General features: G+C 45.3%; 15 protein-coding genes. 10 read left to right on the top strand and 5 right to left on the bottom strand.

The window, feature by feature from the left end; all coding sequences use genetic code 11:
* The first annotated feature begins 105 nt into the window (after window positions 1-105).
* A complete protein-coding gene (locus Q0230_RS07570) occupies window positions 106-1,143 on the top strand; it encodes a nitronate monooxygenase family protein (protein ID WP_298609280.1) in 1,038 nt (345 codons plus the stop codon).
* Window positions 1,144-1,163: 20 nt separating this feature from the next.
* Here Q0230_RS07570 and Q0230_RS07565 read toward each other — a convergent pair whose 3' ends face one another.
* The 5 genes from Q0230_RS07565 to Q0230_RS07545 are packed head-to-tail and all read right to left on the bottom strand — an operon-like array spanning window position 1,164 to window position 6,469.
* Window positions 1,164-2,129 (bottom strand): DUF523 and DUF1722 domain-containing protein, encoded by a 966-nt coding sequence (locus tag Q0230_RS07565; RefSeq protein ID WP_298609279.1) that lies wholly within the window; start codon window positions 2,127-2,129, stop codon window positions 1,164-1,166.
* 15 nt (window positions 2,130-2,144) lie between these two features.
* Window positions 2,145-3,050 (bottom strand): EamA family transporter RarD, encoded by a 906-nt coding sequence (gene rarD, locus Q0230_RS07560; protein ID WP_298609278.1) that lies wholly within the window; start codon window positions 3,048-3,050, stop codon window positions 2,145-2,147.
* Between the two features lie 21 nt (window positions 3,051-3,071).
* Window positions 3,072-3,590, bottom strand: a complete 519-nt coding sequence (gene moaB, locus Q0230_RS07555) for a molybdenum cofactor biosynthesis protein B (protein WP_298609277.1) — start codon at window positions 3,588-3,590, stop codon at window positions 3,072-3,074.
* Between the two features lie 56 nt (window positions 3,591-3,646).
* Window positions 3,647-4,621, bottom strand: a complete 975-nt coding sequence (locus tag Q0230_RS07550; protein WP_298609276.1) for a magnesium transporter CorA family protein — start codon at window positions 4,619-4,621, stop codon at window positions 3,647-3,649.
* A gap of 54 nt (window positions 4,622-4,675) precedes the next feature.
* A complete protein-coding gene (locus tag Q0230_RS07545; RefSeq protein ID WP_298609275.1) occupies window positions 4,676-6,469 on the bottom strand; it encodes an ABC transporter ATP-binding protein in 1,794 nt (597 codons plus the stop codon).
* A gap of 189 nt (window positions 6,470-6,658) precedes the next feature.
* Here Q0230_RS07545 and Q0230_RS07540 point away from each other — a divergent pair, with 189 nt between their 5' ends.
* The 9 genes from Q0230_RS07540 to Q0230_RS07500 all read left to right on the top strand — a co-directional run bounded on the left by Q0230_RS07540 (window position 6,659) and on the right by Q0230_RS07500 (window position 18,583).
* Window positions 6,659-8,374, top strand: coding sequence for a fibronectin type III domain-containing protein (locus Q0230_RS07540; protein WP_298609274.1), 1,716 nt, complete (start codon window positions 6,659-6,661; stop codon window positions 8,372-8,374).
* Between the two features lie 154 nt (window positions 8,375-8,528).
* Window positions 8,529-9,203 carry a leucine efflux protein LeuE gene (gene leuE, locus Q0230_RS07535; RefSeq protein ID WP_298609273.1) on the top strand — a complete coding sequence of 225 codons (675 nt, stop codon included), beginning with the start codon at window positions 8,529-8,531 and terminating at the stop codon, window positions 9,201-9,203.
* A gap of 329 nt (window positions 9,204-9,532) precedes the next feature.
* Window positions 9,533-10,210: a GntR family transcriptional regulator gene (locus tag Q0230_RS07530; RefSeq protein WP_298609272.1), complete on the top strand. Its 678-nt coding sequence runs from the start codon at window positions 9,533-9,535 to the stop codon at window positions 10,208-10,210.
* Window positions 10,207-11,097, top strand: coding sequence for a methylisocitrate lyase (prpB, locus tag Q0230_RS07525; RefSeq protein WP_298609271.1), 891 nt, complete (start codon window positions 10,207-10,209; stop codon window positions 11,095-11,097). The genes Q0230_RS07530 and prpB overlap by 4 nt, the downstream gene beginning before the upstream one ends.
* Before the next feature lie 13 nt (window positions 11,098-11,110).
* Complete coding sequence (gene prpC / locus Q0230_RS07520; RefSeq protein ID WP_298609269.1) at window positions 11,111-12,259, top strand: 2-methylcitrate synthase; 1,149 nt, start codon at window positions 11,111-11,113, stop codon at window positions 12,257-12,259.
* Window positions 12,260-12,390: 131 nt separating this feature from the next.
* Window positions 12,391-14,997: a Fe/S-dependent 2-methylisocitrate dehydratase AcnD gene (gene acnD, locus Q0230_RS07515; protein WP_298609268.1), complete on the top strand. Its 2,607-nt coding sequence runs from the start codon at window positions 12,391-12,393 to the stop codon at window positions 14,995-14,997.
* A 52-nt stretch (window positions 14,998-15,049) separates the two neighbouring features.
* Window positions 15,050-15,475: an SRPBCC family protein gene (locus tag Q0230_RS07510; protein ID WP_298609267.1), complete on the top strand. Its 426-nt coding sequence runs from the start codon at window positions 15,050-15,052 to the stop codon at window positions 15,473-15,475.
* Window positions 15,476-15,478: 3 nt separating this feature from the next.
* Window positions 15,479-16,666, top strand: a complete 1,188-nt coding sequence (prpF, locus tag Q0230_RS07505; RefSeq protein ID WP_298609266.1) for a 2-methylaconitate cis-trans isomerase PrpF — start codon at window positions 15,479-15,481, stop codon at window positions 16,664-16,666.
* A 24-nt stretch (window positions 16,667-16,690) separates the two neighbouring features.
* A complete protein-coding gene (locus tag Q0230_RS07500; protein ID WP_298609265.1) occupies window positions 16,691-18,583 on the top strand; it encodes a propionyl-CoA synthetase in 1,893 nt (630 codons plus the stop codon).
* Window positions 18,584-18,623: the final 40 nt, after the last annotated feature.

Raw genomic sequence — 18,623 nt, 5'->3', positions numbered from 1 at the left:
TCACTAAAATGGACGAAAATAGGCTTTAAAGCTTAAAGGTAAACTTAACAAATTGGTAGCAGGCCGCTTAGTATGTGCAGAAACCCAGTCTAAAGAGACAAAAGCATGCAGGCAAAAGCTTTATTAGGAATGGATTTACCGATTATTCAAGCGCCAATGGCAGGTGTGCAGGGCAGTGCATTAGCACTTGCCGTCTCAAATGCAGGCGGTTTAGGCTCTTTGCCGTGTGCTACGTTAAGCCCTAAGCAAATCAAAACTGAACTCAGTCAACTGCAGGCAAACACCGCCAAGCCTTATAATGTGAATTTCTTTTGCCACCAGCCACCGCTGATTGATGAAGCAAAACAGCAAGCTTGGCTACAAGTCTTAGCGCCTTATTATGCTGAATTCGGAGTCGATCTAGCCCAAGTACCTACGGGGGCAGGACGTGTGCCTTTTGATCAAACGGCTTTAGCAATTTTGCAGCAATGTCGCCCACCCGTAGTTAGCTTCCATTTTGGTTTACCTAGCCAAGCGCTTTTGCAGCCGATTCGGGCATGGGGCGCGAAAATTCTCTCCAGCGCAACTACTGTAGCTGAAGCGCGTTGGTTAGAAGCACAAGGTGTAGATGCGATTATCGCTCAAGGTTTGGAGGCGGGTGGGCATCGTGGGATGTTTTTGACAGAGGATTTAAGCACTCAAATTGGTAGTCTTGCCTTAATTCGACAGCTGGTAAAAACAGTCAAGATTCCAGTGATTGCAGCCGGTGGGATTGCCGATGCTCAGGGTGTGAAAGCGGTTTTGGAATTAGGCGCTATCGCAGCCCAAATCGGTACCGCTTATTTGCTGTGCCCAGAAGCAACCACCAGCGCTTTGCATCGGCAAGCACTAAGCTCTGAAGTTGCCCAACATACCGCTTTAACCAATTTATTTACTGGCCGACCTGCGCGCGGGATTGTGAATCGTTTTATGCGTGAATTAGGGGCTATTAATCCACAAGCCCCTGCGTTTCCGCTAGCAACGAATTCAGTGTTACCTTTACGGGCTAAAGCTGAGGCTCTAGGGCTGAATGATTTTTCAGCCTTGTGGGCAGGGCAGAATGTTCAGGGGTGTAAAGCGATTGGTGCTGCTGAATTGACTAAGGAGTTAGTCGCTTTTAATTAGGTTGCTATAAGTTTTTAGGGTTAAATACTATTCAATAACATCAATTCACTCGGATGGGGTTTTAAATAGTATTGCCGCCCAATATAGGGGTGTGGGTGTTTACGAAAATGATGCTTTAGCAAAGTAATCGGGACAATCAAAGGTAAATAGCCTTGTTGATATTGTTGGATCGTTTCTACTAGTTCAGCACGATCAGCGCGTTCTAAACTGTCTGGCAAATAACCCATTAAATGTGCTAGGACATTGCCTTGCTGTCCACGAGAGGCTCGTTTGGCTAAGATTTGCATCAGTTTTTGAATATATTCTTGCTGCAAAATAGCTAAGTCCGTTTTGCCTGCTAGTGCGACAAGTTGCCCTAACTCTTTTAGACCCGTTTGGTCATGCGCCATAATGAGATATTTATGGTCGGCGTGAAATTCTACTAAGGCATTAGCCGTTAAAGGCGTTTGTAGCAAGTGTTGCCAACGTTGATAAACAAATACACGCCCAATAAAGTTTTCACGCAAGATCGGATCACATAAGCGGCCTTCTTCTTCCAATGGTAATGGTGGAAATTGCTTTTGTAATTGAGCTGCAAACAAACCTACGCCATTGCGTTCAGGTGCTTGGCTAGTAGCTGGCTCTTCATAAACCTTGACGCGCTCCATGCCACAACTAGGTGAATCTTTTTTTAGAATAAACCCACTTAAGTTAAATAGATTAAGGTTTTTTAGTAATTGCTCGCTAGCTGCTTGCAGTGGTGCAGTGACATCAATAGCGTGGTTTTTAACTTGCAAAGCGCGCAGATCTTGGTCGCGTCTGACTAAATGAATAGCTGGGCGTGGAATACCTAAACCGGCAGTAACTTCGGGGCAAAAAGGTACAAACTCAAAATAATGCCCTAAAGTTTCGGTGATATAGGCGTTGTGCTTATGTCCGCTATCAAAGCGCACCGAGTTACCAAGTAAACAACTACTAATGCCTAGAAGCGGTTTATTCTTATCCATTTTCAATTCATACCCTTAGTCAGTAACAGTGAGTCTTTGATTTTTCGCATTTTGCTGGCGGACAGCACCAATGCTAAATACAACTAAAGCAATCCAAATAAACATAAAGGCAATCAGTTGTTGATGGTTAAATGGTTCTTTCAGTAAGTAAATAGCGGTCAAAAACTGCATGGTTGGGTTGATATACATCATAAAGCCCACTGCGGTCAGGCTTAAGCGATTGGCTGCTGAGGCAAATAATAATAAAGGTGCTGCTGTGAGTACTCCAGAAAAAATCAACAGAAAAGTCGTTTGGACGTTTTCTGAAAATAATTGGCTTTGCCCCTGCCATTCGAGCCATAAAAACCAAGTAAAGGCAAAGGGAAATAGCAACCCTGTTTCCACTAGCAAGCCAGTTAAAGAATCCACAGGAACTTTTTTCCGGACTAAACCATAAAAACCAAAAGTGACTGCTAAGGAAATAGATACCCACGGCACGACGCCTAATTGCAAGACTAACCAGCACACGCCCATCACCGCTAATAAACAAGCCGTTAAGCGATAACTATCCAGTGATTCTTTCAGAAAAAACCGAGCCAAGACTACACTTACCAAGGGCGTAATGAAGTAACCAAGGCTGGATTCCACTACACGACCTTGCCCCACCGCCCAAATAAATATTAGCCAATTGGCGGCAATCAAGAGTGAAGATAGTAATAAACCTAAGAGAATCTTACGCTGATTGATGGCTGCTTTAATCAGTGACCCATGGCGAATGAATAGAGCAATCACAGAAACGAGTAGAAATGACCAAATAATCCGCTGGGTGAGGACTTGCCACGGATTCACATGGGTTAAAAAATGAAAATACCAAGGAAATAAGCCCCAAATAGTATAAGCCGTCAGGCCATATACCAGACCGAGTTTTTGTTGTGAAAGCATGATGATCTTAGGCTAAGTGCCTTATACCTCGTTAAGTCTAGGCATGAGCATGACTAAATTGCAGGGTTGGGTACGGTAATCCAATTGTGCCTCAATCAGTTGATCCCAAGCTAAGCGACAGGCATCACCTGAACCGGGCAAACAAAAGATATAAGTGCTATTAGCAACCCCCGCAATGGCGCGCGATTGAAGCGTCGAGGTTTTGATTTCTTGATAAGAAAGCACCCGAAACATTTCCCCAAAGCCTTCTAATTCTTTATCTAACAAAGGCTTAATGGCTTCAGGCGTGCCATCGCGACCTGTGACCCCTGTACCGCCCGTGCTGAGAATCACATTAATCTTTTCATCTAAAATCCAACCTGATACCACCGCACGAATCGCATATTTACTATCAGGCACTAAGTCGCGCTCAATACACTGATGCCCACTGGCTGTGAGTTTATCGACCAACAATTGACCTGAACTATCGGTGGCGAGTGTGCGTGTGTCGGAAATGGTTAAAACAGCAATGGCTAAAGGTTTAAAAGCAACTGTGCTCATAAAAATTTGGGTGCTAACTGAAAAAACTTAGTATAAGCCAAACGCTGTTCTAAACGTTACAACCACTTTTTCCAGCGGAAAATACCGAGAATCGCTAGGACGATGGCTAACATGCCAACAATTACCAAGGTAAAGCCATAAGGGGCACTTAAACCCGGCATATGCTCAAAGTTCATTCCATAAATCCCTGCTAACAGATTCAGCGGTAAGAAAATCACCGAAGCAATCGTAAGCACGCGCATAATGTCGTTCATACGTTGATTGGTCGCAGAAAAATAAATTTGTACTAGATTTTCTAAATCATTTTGGCAGATTTCTGCATCACGATTCACCCGACTAAAATGCTCTTGTACATCGGCTAAACGCGTTGTAATCCGTGAATCCATCTCCATGCGCTCGTCACGCCATTCATCCAAGGCGGTTTCTTGTGGCTCAATAATGGCTAAGCGATATTGGCGTAAATGGCTACTGGCTTTCAATAAACTGAGCCAATCATTGAACCGTTTTGAAGGGTGTAGGAGTTGAGTTTGCCAATGTTCAATTTGCTCGACAAATGCTACACGGAGACTTAAATATTGATCCGTCAGCCAACTCAGAAGTAAACAGGTAATCCCATCGGGTGTCAGTGGAGCGCGAATCCGTGAACCACGTAACCAACGGCTACGGATCTCATCGAAATTAGTTTTTGCAGTGGGGTGGATGCTGATCAGCAGATTTTTATAAGTAATGAAAACAATCGGTGCAGAGTCGACTTCAAAGCTACCCAACTTTCCATTAGGAATGCTTAAAGCCCGAAAAATCAGCATTTCATAGCCATCTGTATCATCATGAAAAGGCGGGTGATGTGGATTGCGTGTATCTAGCATATGCTGTTCTTCTAGCACCAAACCAAATTCTTTTTCCACGAAACTTTGCCAGTTGGTATCTGTGCTTAAAACATCTAACCAAATCATGCCTTGGCAGTTTTTTAGCTGTTCGGGTTGAATCAGCTGCGCTTGTTGAGTTTGCGCGTCAAAATAAGTGATATGCACGAAGCTGGCCTATAGCTAAAAGTTGCCTAGTTTAAGCGCTAACTGACTTAGAAGTTAAACACTCGCAGCACCATAAAGTTTGCGATATAAACCATCCTGCTTGATTAACTCTTGATGGCTGCCTTGTTCAATAATAGTACCGCCTTCAAATACTAAAATCCGATCCGCCTGCCTCACTGCACTTAAGCGGTGTGCAATGATTAAAGTAGTCCGCCCCTGTAAAAAAGCTTGTAAAGCAGTATGCAGTTTGTATTCGGTTTCCATATCTAAAGCTGAGGTGGCTTCATCCAAAATCACTACTTTAGGATCGGATAAAATCATGCGGGCAATCGCTAAGCGTTGGCGCTGACCGCCAGATAGACGCATGCCTTGCCGACCGACAATGGTATCTAAGCCATTGGCCTGTTCGCGCACGGTAGCTTCCAGTTGAGCAATGCCTAAAGCTTCCCACAATTTTTCATCAGGTAAGTGTTGTCCTAAAGTCAAATTAGCGCGCAAGGTGTCATTGAATAACGCAGGCTGTTGTAACACTGTCGCGACATGCTCACGCACTCTATCTAAACCGATTTCAGTGATCGGTACTTCATCGAAATACAGCTGGCCTTGTTGCGGCTGATAAAGCCCGAGTAAAACTTGTACGAAGGTTGATTTGCCACCCCCACTCGCTCCAACTAACGCCACTTTTTCGCCCGCTGCAATTTTTAGGTTTACATCGACCAGTACTGGCGGTTTGTCTCCATAAGCAAAAGTAATATGATCAGCACGTAAGCTGACGGTATGCTTATTTTTAAAGGGATCTTGTATAGGTGGATAAACGGGTTCGGCTTGCAAAGCAATTAAATCATTAATTCGATTTAAAGCGGCTTTTGCACCAAACCAGCCATATTGAATATTTAGAATTTCTTGGACTGGGCCCATCATAAACCAGAGATAACTAAACACCGCGAGCATTTCACCAATGGTAAGATCGGAAAATACGACCATTAACATGGCGACTGCGCGGAAAATGTCAAAACCAGAGATAAAGATACTAAACGATAATTTATTCGCGGCATCGCTACGCCAAGCATATTGAGCTGCGTTTTCTTTCACCTCAGCGGCTAAGTTGACAATCCGCCCAAAAAAACTCTGAGCACGATTACTCGCTCGAATCTGTTGAATCGTTTCTAAGGTTTCTGTCAGGGCTTGCTGGAAGAGTTCAAAAGCACTGTTTTCCTTTTTTTTCAGTTCTTTTACATAGCTGCCCATTTTGGTAGTCAGCAGAATTACCACAGGATTGAGAATCAGAATGAAGAGTGCCAATTGCCAGTGGAGCCACAGCATGACTGCAGTAACACCGATTAAGGTTAAGACTGAGACAATGAAGCGGCTAATCGTAATCCCAAGGAAGTTATCAATCGTTTCAACATCAACGACTAGGCGGGAACTAACGGTACCGCTACCAAGGGTTTCATATTCAGCCATGGCGATGGTTTCAATATGTTGCAGGAGGCGCTTACGAATGTTGTAAGTGATGTCTTTGCCGATTAAGGTAAATTCCCGAGTTTGCCAGACTGAAAATAACAACCAAGCAAGCCTTAAAACAATAGTCACCAGTGTCACAATCAGGACGTAGAGAATCGGGCCGTGCCAGCTAGTAGGAAAAATCTGGTCAATGGCATGAGTAAGTGGGCCCGCTTGCTTGAGTAAGACCTCATCTACTAATAAGGGAATTAACAGCGGAATGGGTACGCTTAAAAATGCCGTCAGAATTGCAATTAGATTAGCGCGTACCAATAAGCCACGATGGCGCATGGTTTGGCGAAATAGATCATTCCAGGTATAAGCAGGAGCTTGGCTAGTTGGCATAAGCGCTCAGCAAGTTTGAAGAAAGGGACTATTGTACGGGGAAACTAGAGGGCTTGCTAAAGGCTAAGTATTCAATACGTTTAATCTAGAAATACTCCTGTATGAATTTAAAAGACCAAAGGTTGGTTTTTGGTAATTTTTTGGTTTAAGGTTCTATACTTGAGGAGTGTGTATTGAAGGAGTAAACCAATGTCTCAGTTGTCACATCTAGTTAGACGCATAAATCGTCCACAAAGGTGGTTATTGGCTAGTCTATTGATATTGAGTACTGCACTTTATGCTCTTGATGAAGTAAGCCCTAGTGCAACTACTGTTATGCCGAGTCCATTCGCAAGCCCAGATGCAGAACGTGCCCCCATTAAGCGGACTTTAACCATGCTCATACGTGGTACTGGGAGCGGTAGAGTCACTTCAACACCCGCTGGAGTGAATTGTACAACTGATTGTACTGCACAATTTAATAATGGGCGGGTAGTCACTTTAAAAGCTACGCCTGTATCAGGTTCGGTTTTAAAAAAATGGGGTGGTGCTTGCTTGGGTGTTGCGGGTGATACTTGCCGAGTGACCATGAACGCCGTCAAAACAGCACGTGCTGTTTTTGCTTTAGCCATTCCTAGTCAACCTACTAATGTGCAAGCAACAGCAGGGGATAAAAAAGTCACCTTAAGTTGGTCACCTTCCTCTAGTGCTACTGCTTACGATATTTGTATGGCAACTGAAGCTATCAATGATTTTAACAATTGCAATAGCCTTGCTGATGGTGAATTACTGCTTGATCAAGTAAGCCCTGCCGTAATTGATGCACTAGATAATGGGGTTGAGTATCACTTTAGAGTAGTAGCTCGTAACTCAGGTGGAACTAGCCCAAGCAGTAATGAGGTTACTGCAACTCCTCAAGCAAGTATCATTCTTGGTGCGGGTGGTTATCATAGCTGCGCGATAGTAGAAGGTGATAGCTACTGTTGGGGGTTAAATTCCACAGGTCAGCTGGGTGATGGGTCTACAACTGATAGTACGAGTCCAGAACCGGTTGCAATGAATCTTCAAGCTTTACAAATCGATGGCGGTGAGGGTTATACCTGTGCAGTGGTGTCAGGTGGGGTGAAGTGTTGGGGTCTCAACAATCAAGGGCAGCTGGGTGACGGGACTACGACTAATCGGACTTCGCCAGTTACTGCGGTTGATCCTAATAGTGGGGCTACTGAGGTCAGCGCTAATTATGAGCATAGCTGTGCGATTGTACAAGGGGCTGTGGATTGCTGGGGCGATAATACTTATGGGCAACTAGGTAGCTTGTTGCCTAGTACTGGCGTCACGCACATTGCGACGGGTTGGTATCATACTTGTGTTGTACTAAATGGAGGCGTCAAGTGTTGGGGGCGTAATAATTCAGGACAGCTAGGTGATGGTACTAATAGTAATAGCACCACTCCAGTCGAGGCCATCCCCTCTAATAGTGGTGTAGTTGGGATTAGTGCGGGCTATCAACACACTTGTGCCTTGTTAAATGGTGGGGTTCAATGCTGGGGCTTGAATGCGCAGGGTCAATTAGGTAATGGCAATAACGCTAATAGTAATGTACCTGTACGTGCCATTAGCGCAAATCGTGGGGCAACTGATTTGTCAGCAGGTGGCTTACATACTTGTGCAGTCCTCAATAGTGGTGTCCAATGTTGGGGGTACAATGGGTTTGGTCAACTGGGTGATCGCTCTAATGTGGATAAAACCTCTCCAGTGAATGCAGTAACTGCGAATGCAGGCGCTACCAGCGTCGTTACTGGCTTTTATCACACTTGTGCTTTAGTCCGTGATGATGTGAAGTGCTGGGGTCTAAATGGTCAAGGTCAATTTGGCAATGGTACTACTACTAATAGCAATCGGCCTATTGATGGCGCTACTTTCTAACTAATCTTCAATTTAGTTTCTACAACTGCGGCACATCCTTAAGTGCCGCAGTGTTTTAGTTCCTAGAGACTACTCTCATCCAAGTTATTCAAGCATTTATTGACTACAGTTAGCTAATTTTGAATAGTAAGGTTTTTTTTTCTAAAGAATAAACATGGAACAATTCGGTGTTCACAGTTATTTAACTTATATGCTGGGTGTGATTATGATTGTGCTTTTACCCGGCCCTAACTCAGTATTTGTCTTGGCTTTATCCGCTCAGCAAGGGGTGCGTGCCGGTTGGAAAGCTGCCACAGGGATTTTTGTGGGCGATGCGATATTGATGTTAGCTAGTGCTGCGGGGGCAGTGACCTTACTCAAAACTTATCCTTTACTCTTCCATATTGTGCAGTATGCGGGTGCAGCCTATTTAATCTATTTAGGCTTGCGCCTGATTATCGCCGCCATCAAAACTTGGCCGAAAGACACGTCTTTGCAAGAGGCTATTGAGCAACCACTGGCTGAACCAAAATTGGCGAAACAATCTTCACCTTTTATAAAAGCTTTAATTATTAGCTTACTCAATCCTAAAGCTATTCTATTTTTCTTATCTTTCTTTGTGCAGTTTGTAGACCCACAGTATCCACAGCCAGCTGTATCATTCTTGATTCTAGCCGTCACTTTGCAATTTTTTAGTGCCTTGTATTTGGCAGCCTTAATTTATGGTGGAAGTTATTTAGCAGACGCTTTTCGTCAACGTAAACGTTTAAGTGCAGTATCTACGGGTGGTACAGGTATGGCTTTTCTAGGCTTTGCTGCTAAGTTAGCAACTGCATCAGCGCTGACTTGAATCAACCATCTGAACACAGCTTTGTGGCATATTTACCTCAGGCTTAAAGGGTAGTCGCAGTCACTACTGAGTAGTTGCGCTTTATGTATTTTATCTAGCTGTTTTCTTTCAACTTCCTGTGCAATCTCATTCTGTCTAAGTGCTTTTTAGTCTGTTGTAGATTTGCACTTAACTTTGCTTGTAGAAATTTACTTTGTAATTAATCTAGGAAAATTTTAAAAAAATATTGCAGTGCACAGGAATTTTGTTAACAATCTAGGAAGTTATCTTCCATTTGCTGAGATAAATGGTATATTTGCTGCACTGATTGTCAACAATCCGGAGCAATCATGTCAGCCCAGTTAGATTTAGACGAAGAAAGAACTTTATCCGATAAAGCCTCCAGCCGATTAACCCAAGCGATTGTCACCGGGGAGTTGGCTCAAGGGCAAAAGTTAAGCGAAGCCGATTTGGCGACCCGCTTCGGTATTAGCCGTGGCCCCTTACGTGAAGCGATTCGCCAACTAGAAGGGATGCGCTTAGTCACCCGAGTGCCGCATGCTGGTGCAAGGGTGGTAATGCTTGATAAGCCCATGCTGGCAGATTTATATCGAGTACGCGAAGCCTTAGAAGGTATGGCTTGCCGGATGGCGGCTCAAGCAATGAGCCAAGAAGAGATTGATACCTTGTTTGTGCTGTTGAATCGGCATGAAGAGGCAATCAATGCAGCAGATGGTTTAGCGTATTTTCAGAGCGAAGGGGATTTTGATTTTCACTTTCATATTGCTCTGGGTAGCCGTAATCAAATGCTTATAGATTTGTTAGTAGGTGAGTTATATCAGTTGCTGAGAATGTGTCGCTATCGCACTAGTCACTTAGCTAAACGAACTCGACCTGCCTTGCAACAACACCGTCAGATCGCCGAAGCCATTGCTGAACGCGACGGGGATCTCGCCGAATTGCTCATGCGTCGCCATATCAGTGGTGCATGGAAAAGTATTAGCCAAATAATGGAGACTAACCCATGACTGACCAATTGACCCCCGGCCAAAAATTTCGCCGTGCCGTAGAGGAAAATCATCCTCTGCAAGTAGTCGGGGCCGTAACCGCCAATAGCGCCATTATCGCCGAAAAAGTCGGTCATAAAGCTTTGTACTTATCGGGTGGTGGGGTTGCCGCGTCATCTTTGGGAATTCCCGACTTAGGCATCACCACGCTGCATGATGTAGTGGAAGACATTAAACGCATTACTGGCGTTACTTCTGCCCCTTTATTAGTCGATATCGACACGGGCTGGGGTGGTGCATTCAATATTGCGCGCGCGACTCGCGAAGTGGCAATGGCAGGGGCGGCAGGTTTCCATATTGAAGACCAAGTGATGCAAAAGCGCTGTGGTCATCGCCCGAATAAAGCCATTGTAAGCCTTGAAGAAATGGTGGATCGCGTGAAAGCCGCCGTTGATGCACGTACTGATCAAAGCTTTGTGATTATGGCGCGTACTGATGCTTTGGCGGTGGAGGGGATGCAATCGGCGATTGACCGTGCAATGGCTTGTGTGGAAGCAGGCGCGGACATGATCTTCCCTGAAGCGATGAATAAGCTGGAGCAATATGCCGAATTCACTAAAGCAGTGAAAGTTCCAGTTTTAGCTAATATTACCGAGTTCGGTGCTACCCCCCTTTACACCACCACCGAATTATCTAGCGTTGGTGTGAAATTAGTGTTGTACCCGTTGTCTGCGTTCCGCGCCATGTGCAAAGCAGCGGAAAATGTTTATACCCATTTATTACAAGAGGGCACGCAAAAGAATGTGCTCGACACGATGCAAACCCGCATGGAGCTTTACGACACCATTGGCTACCACGCATACGAGCAAAAACTCGATGCATTATTCGCCAAGCAGGGCGCAGAATAAGGAGTAAAGTTAAATGTTTGAACAAGTTCTGCCAAAGACTAAAAAGTCCGTTGCACTTTCTGGTATTGCCGCAGGCAACACGGCGATTTGTACGGTAGGGCGTACCGGCAATGACTTACATTATCGCGGCTATGACATTCTCGATTTTGCGGAAAAAGCCGAGTTTGAAGAAATTGCGCATTTATTGATTCATGGGGTATTGCCCAATCCAGCGCAATTAAAAGCTTATAAAGCTAAATTACGTTCCATGCGCGGTTTACCCTTAGCGGTAAAACAAGCGATGGAAGCGTTGCCACCGTCTGCACATCCGATGGATGTTATGCGTACTGGCTGTTCTGTACTGGGTACTTGCTTACCAGAGAAAGAAGATCATCCGGTTGCTGAAACGCGCTTAATGCTGGATCGTTTGGTGGCAAGCTTCGGTTCTATGCTGCTGTACTGGTATCACTTTGCAGTAAACGGCAAACGTATTGATGTCGAAAGCGATGAAGACTCGGTAGGCGGTCACTTCCTGCACTTATTGCACGGCAAAAAACCGAGAGAATCTTGGGTGCGCGCGATGCATACCTCCTTGATTCTGTATGCTGAGCATGAATTTAATGCTTCAACCTTCACCTCTCGCGTCATTGCGGGCACCAATTCGGATATTTATTCCTGCATTACCGGTTCGATTGGTGCATTACGTGGTTCCAAACACGGTGGCGCGAATGAAGTAGCGTTCCGCATTCAAAGCCGCTATTTCACGCCAGATCAAGCGGAAGCTGATATTCGTAAGCGTGTTGAAAACAAAGAGGTGATCATTGGTTTTGGTCATCCGGTTTACACCATTGCTGACCCACGCAATGAAGTGATCAAGCGGGTAGCGAAGCAGCTTTCGGACGAAAATGGCGATATGACCATGTACAACGTGGCTGAGCGCTTAGAAAGTGTGATGAAAGAAGCCAAGAACATGTTCCCGAACCTTGATTGGTTCTCGGCGGTGTCTTACAACCAAATGGGCGTACCAACCGATATGTTCACTCCGTTATTCGTGATTGCGCGTACCACTGGTTGGGGTGCGCATGTGATCGAACAACGTGAAGACGGCAAGATTATTCGTCCAAGTGCTCATTATACCGGCCCAGAAGATTTGAAATGGGTTCCCTTGAGCGAGCGTAAGTAATTAAGAGAACCCCTCCCTAACCCTCCCCTTATCAAGGGAGGGATAAGCCGCTTCGAGCTAGTTGGGAAGCTCCTCCCCTAATAAGGGGAGGTTGGGAGGGGTTTAATAACCCTGATACCAGTTGAATACACATGAATTCTCAATACCGTAAAAAACTACCTAACTCGACTGTCGACTATTTCGACACTCGTGCGGCTGTCGAAGCGATTCAAGCAGGCAGCTATGACACTTTACCTTACACCTCGCGCGTTTTAGCTGAGCAATTAGTCCGTCGTTGCGAGCCAGAAGCTTTAACCGATTCGTTAAAGCAATTAATCAAGCGCAAGCAAGATTTAGATTTCCCTTGGTATCCCGCTCGCGTCGTATGCCATGACATTTTAGGTCAAACGGCATTAGTGGACTTAGCAGGCTTGCGTGACGCGATTGCCGATCAAGGTGGCGATCCTTCTAAAGTTAATCCAGTCGTTCCAACGCAATTAATCGTTGACCACTCTTTAGCTGTCGAGTGTGGCGGTTTTGATCCAGACGCATTTGCGAAAAACCGTGCGATTGAAGATCGTCGTAACGAAGACCGTTTCCACTTTATCGATTGGACTAAAACCGCATTCAAAAACGTCGATGTGATTCCAGCAGGCAACGGTATCATGCACCAAATCAACTTGGAGAAAATGTCTCCAGTGATTCAAGTGCGCGATGGTGTGGCTTTCCCTGATACTTGTGTTGGTACAGATTCTCACACACCACACGTCGATGCCTTAGGCGTTATTGCGATTGGTGTGGGTGGTTTGGAAGCAGAAACCGTAATGCTTGGTCATCCGTCTATGATGCGTCTGCCTGACATCGTCGGGGTGAAGTTAACAGGCAAGCGTCAACCTGGCATTACTGCAACGGATATCGTCTTAGCTTTAACTGAATTCTTACGTAAAGAGCGCGTAGTCGGTGCTTATGTAGAATTCTTTGGTGATGGTGCAGACAGTCTTTCTATCGGTGACCGCGCGACCATTTCTAATATGTGCCCTGAATATGGCGCAACCGCTGCGATGTTCTACATCGATGGTCAAACCATTGATTATTTGAAGCTTACAGGTCGTGAGCCAGAGCAAGTTGCCTTAGTAGAAAACTATGCCAAAACCACTGGTTTGTGGTCAGACTCGCTGAAAACCGCACAGTACCCACGCGTATTGTCGTTTGATCTGTCGACTGTTGTGCGCAATATGGCGGGGCCTTCTAATCCGCACAAACGTTTACCAACTTCAGCTTTACAAGAACGTGGTATTGCGGACGAAGCTAAATTAGTCGCCGCCAAAGCCGAAGAAGCTAAAGGTTTATTGCCCGATGGCGCGGTTATCATTGCTGCCATTACTTCTTGTACTAATACTTCTAATCCGCGCAACGTGGTTGCGGCTGCCTTATTAGCACGCAAAGCTAATGAATTAGGTTTAGTGCGTAAACCTTGGGTGAAATCGTCTTTTGCTCCTGGTTCAAAAGTGGCTGAGCTGTATTTGAAAGAAGCGGGTTTATTGCCTGAGTTGGAAAAATTAGGCTTTGGTATCGTGGCATTTGCTTGTACGACCTGTAATGGTATGTCGGGTGCGCTTGATCCAAAAATTCAGCAAGAAATTATTGACCGCGATTTGTATACAACCGCAGTATTATCCGGCAATCGTAACTTCGATGGTCGTATTCACCCTTATGCGAAACAAGCCTTCTTAGCGTCTCCACCCTTAGTCGTGGCTTATGCAATTGCAGGTACAGTACGTTTAGACATCGAGCAAGATGCATTAGGTACGGACAAAAACGGTAAAGCGATTACCTTAAAAGACATTTGGCCTTCTGACGAAGAAATCGATGCTATCGTGGCGAAGTCAGTAAAACCTGAGCAGTTCAAACAGGTTTACATCCCGATGTTCGATTTAGGCAAGGTGGAAGAAGCGGCAAGTCCTTTATACGACTGGCGCCCGATGTCTACCTATATCCGTCGTCCACCCTATTGGGAAGGTGCATTGGCAGGTGAGCGTACTTTAAAAGGTATGCGTCCGCTCGCAGTATTGCCAGACAATATTACCACTGACCACTTATCACCGTCGAATGCGATTCTATTGAATAGTGCGGCCGGTGAGTACTTGGCGAAAATGGGCTTGCCTGAGGAAGACTTTAACTCTTATGCAACCCATCGTGGCGACCACTTAACCGCACAACGTGCGACTTTCGCTAATCCACAATTAGTCAATGAAATGGCAGTGGTCAATGGCGAAGTGAAAAAAGGTTCGCTGGCTCGTGTTGAGCCAGAAGGCAAAGTAATGCGCATGTGGGAAGCGATTGAAACCTACATGAACCGCAAGCAAAACCTGATCATTATCGCCGGTGCGGATTACGGTCAAGGTTCCAGCCGTGACTGGGCTGCTAAAGGTGTACGTTTAGCAGGTGTGGAAGCGATTGTAGCCGAAGGTTTTGAGCGTATTCACCGTACCAACTTAGTGGGTATGGGCGTATTGCCGCTGGAATTCAAAGCTGGCGAAACGCGCAAAACTTACAACATCGATGGGACTGAAACCTTTGATGTGGAAGGTGAAATTGCACCTCGCACAAGTTTGACGGTGGTTATGCATCGCAAAAATGGCGAAGTCGTACGCATTCCAGTGACCTGCCGTTTAGACACGGCGGCAGAAGTACGCGTGTATAAAGCGGGCGGTGTATTACAACGCTTTGCACAAGACTTCTTGGAAGGTTCTGTCTAATAGCTCAAAAAGGTGGATACAATTCCACCTTTTTAAACCTTAGTACAAAACCATGATAATTGAACACTCTATTATTACCACAGCTAAACCCGAAACTGTTTTTGCTATTTATGCGCAAGTGGATGAATGGAAGAACTGGGATCCTGATACCAAAGCCTCTTATTTGAGCAATGGCTTAACCTTAGGTTCTCAAGGCAAGTTGACACCTACCAAAGGCAATACCGTGCCTATGGAAGTCACCGCCGTAGTACCCCATCAATCCTTTACCGTAACTAGTAAAATTCCCTTGTTTAAGATGGTATTCGACCATGAATTAACCACTACTCAACAAGGTACACGCATTACCCATCGCGTACAGTTTTCAGGATTGCTGTCCTTTGTACTAGGAAAAATGCTAGGTAAACAAGTCGATCAAGGCTTGCCCATTACCTTACAGCGTTTAAAAGAGTTAGCAGAATCGCTTGAAACTAAAGGATAAATTATGGCTAATGTTCCTCAAGTAAAAGTCCCTGCCACCTATCTGCGGGGTGGTACGAGTAAAGGCGTATTTTTCCGTCTTGAAGACCTACCTGTATCCGCCCAAGTACCCGGTAAGGCACGCGACAAATTATTTCAACGGGTGATTGGTAGTCCAGACCCTTATGCTGCACATATTGACGGCATGGGTGGTGCAACTTCCAGTACCAGCAAATGCGTTATTTTATCAAAAAGCAGCAAACCCGATCACGATGTTGATTATCTGTACGGACAGATTTCCATTGATAAGGATTTCGTCGATTGGAGCGGTAACTGCGGTAACTTATCTACGGGTGCGGGCGCATTCGCGATTCATGCAGGCTATGTGGACAAGTCACGTATTCCTGACAATGGCGTGTGTACTGTGCGGATTTGGCAGGCGAATATTAGCAAAACTATCATTGCTCATGTCCCTGTCACTAATGGGCAAGTACAAGAAACGGGTGATTTTGAACTGGATGGTGTGACCTTCCCTGCGGCGGAGATCGTACTAGAATTCCTTGATCCGTCTGATGAAGGTGAAGATGGCGGTAGTCTATTCCCAACGGGTAATCTGGTTGATCAATTAGAAGTACCTGATGTTGGCACGTTCCCCGCCACGATGATCACTGCGGGTATTCCTACTGTGTTCGTGAATGCCGAAGATATTGGTTACACCGGTACAGAGTTACGTGAAGCGATTAATACTGATCCAAAAGCCTTAGCGCGTTTGGAAAAAATCCGTGTCGCGGGTGCGTTACGTATGGGCTTGATTAAGACCCCAGAAGAAGCCGCTACGCGTCAACATACCCCGAAAGTCGCGTTTGTTTCTAAACCGAAAGATTATAAGTCTTCCAGCGGCAAGCAAATTAATGCTTCTGACGTAGACTTATTAGTACGTGCCTTATCAATGGGTAAACTACACCATGCCATGATGGGTACGGCGGCGGTCGCGATTGGTACAGCGGCTGCGATTCCAGGTACTTTAGTGAATTTAGCTGCGGGTGGTGGCGAGCGTACTTCCGTTAATTTCGGACATCCTTCTGGCACATTGCGCGTGGGTGCAGAAGCGAAGTTAGACAATGGCGAATGGAAAGTGACCAAAGCCATTATGAGCCGTAGCGCACGTATTTTAATGGAAGGCTGGGTACGCGTACCAGACGATGCGTTTTAAGTTTTATAAAAGGAGGAGATTAACGTGAGTTATAAAGCAGAATACGAACGTTCTATGAATGATCCTGAAGGTTTCTGGAAGGAAAAAGCAGAAGCCCTGAAGTGGTACAAATTCCCTGAAACTATTTTATCTCAAGATGAACACGGTATTTATCGCTGGTTTAAAGATGGCGAGATGAATACCTCCTACATGGCGCTCGATTATCATGTTGAGCAAGGCCGTGGTGATCAAGTTGCCATTATCTATGATTCACCTGTTAGCAATACTAAAACTAAAGTCACTTATGCTGAACTCTTAGATCAGGTCGCACGCACCGCGGGCATGCTCAAAGGTTTAGGAGTAGGTAAGGGTGATCGTGTCATTATCTATATGCCCATGATGGTTGAAGCCGTGGTTGGGATGTTAGCAGTTGCGCGTTTAGGTGCGATTCACTCGGTAGTCTTTGGTGGGTTTGCGCCACCTGAGCTTGCAGTACGTTTAGAAGATGCTCAGCCTAAAGTCATTTTGTCTTCTTCTTGCGGTATTGAAATCAGTCGTGTGATTGAATACAAACCTTTGTTAGATAAAGCGATTGAGCTATCTTCTCACAAACCACAAGCATGCGTCATTTTCCAACGCCCACAAGCAACTTCCACCTTAATTGCTGGTCGTGATCACGATTGGGCACAAATGATGGCTAATGCAGAGCCTGCTGCTTGTGTACCTGTAAAAGGTACTGATCCACTGTATATTCTTTATACTTCGGGTACTACGGGCAAGCCTAAAGGTGTAGTTCGTGAGAATGGTGGCCATGCAGTAGCACTGAATTACAGTATGCAGGCCATTTATAATGTGGGTGTGGGTGATGTATTCTGGGCGGCGTCTGATGTCGGTTGGGTCGTGGGTCACTCTTATATTGTCTATGCGCCTTTGATTCGTGGTTGTACCACCATTGTATACGAAGGCAAACCGATCATGACCCCCGATGCTGGTGCATTCTGGCGGGTGTGTGAAGAATATGGCGTAAAAGCCTTATTTACTGCACCAACGGCTTTCCGTGCTATCAAGAAAGAGGATTCTGAAGGCGAGTTCTTAAAGAAATACGATTTAAGTCAATTAAAAACTATTTTTTCAGCGGGTGAGCGCTTAGACCCACCAAGCCAAGAATGGCTGATGGAAAAAAGTGGCAAACCGGTGATTGATCACTGGTGGCAAACTGAAACCGGTTGGGGTATCACTGCTAACTTACAAGGTATCGAACCGATGCCAATTAAGTTAGGTTCATCTACTATGCCTACCCCTGGTTTTAATGTGCAGATTTTGGATGAGTCTGGCCAGCAGCTGAAAAATAGTGAGCAAGGTTATATTGCGATTAAATTGCCTTTACCACCTGCTTGCTTAGCAACCGTTTGGGGTAATGTCGATAAATTCAAAGAAAGCTATTTGTCTACCTTCGAAGGCTATTATGCTTCAGGTGATGGTGGCTATATCGACCAAGATGGCTATGTTTTCGTCATGGGTCGGGTTGATGACGTGATCAACGTAGCAGGCCATCGCTTGTCAACGGGTGAAATGGAAGAAATCATTGGCGGGCATGCAGCAGTAGCAGAGTGTGCAGTCGTTGGGCGGGATGATGATCTGAAAGGCCAAATTCCTATTGGCTTAGTTGTGTTGAAGTCTGGTGTAACTATTGATGAAGCTACTTTATCGAAAGAGTTAATCAATATGATCCGTGGCAGTATTGGTGCGATTGCTTGCTACAAAGACACTTATATTGTTAAACGCTTACCCAAAACACGTTCCGGCAAAATCTTACGTAAGAATATGCGTCAGATGATTAATGGTGAGAAATATATAGTGCCTTCCACCATTGATGATCCAGGCATTATGCCAGAGATCGAAGCACAATTAAGAGAGTGTGGTGTAATTCGGTCTTAATTGGTATCTGCTAACAAGGGAGCTTGATGCTCCCTTGTGT

Origin of the sequence: uncultured Thiothrix sp. (assembly GCF_937876535.1) — a bacterium.
GTDB lineage: Bacteria > Pseudomonadota > Gammaproteobacteria > Thiotrichales > Thiotrichaceae > Thiolinea.
This window is presented reverse-complemented; position numbering and strand designations above follow the sequence as displayed.